Annotated in this window: 1 protein-coding gene; it reads left to right on the plus strand. The window is 33.7% G+C overall.

The features are described 5' to 3' along the window. Positions 1 to 285: DUF4294 domain-containing protein (locus BOW57_RS20535; protein ID WP_129057022.1), on the plus strand; the 285-nt coding region annotated here is incomplete at its 5' end. Positions 286 to 350 lie beyond the last annotated feature (65 nt).

Consider the following 350-nt stretch of genomic DNA (forward strand, 5'->3'; position numbering starts at 1 on the left):
AAATTGATTCATCGCCAAACGGGGATAACAACCTATGAACTGATAAAGACTTTAAAAAGCGGTTTCAAAGCGTTTGTGTCGAATACAACAGCTAATTTATTTGATATAAGTTTGAAAACCGAGTATAAGCCATATGAAGTAAATGAGGATTATCTAATAGAAACAATTCTGGTTCGTGCTTTTGAATCTGGACGTTTACTGAATCAAACACCAGCTAATCCTGTAAATTATGATAATTTGATGGAGCATTGGGAAGCCAAAGCAAAAGCAGTCAATAAAAACTAATACTATAATATATATTAATCACAGCCCGGCAGGTTTTCGAAACCTGTCGGGTTTATTTTTTTCTA

The sequence above is a fragment of the Flavobacterium sp. YO64 genome (assembly GCF_004119505.1).
Classification (GTDB): Bacteria; Bacteroidota; Bacteroidia; order Flavobacteriales; family Flavobacteriaceae; genus Flavobacterium; species Flavobacterium oncorhynchi.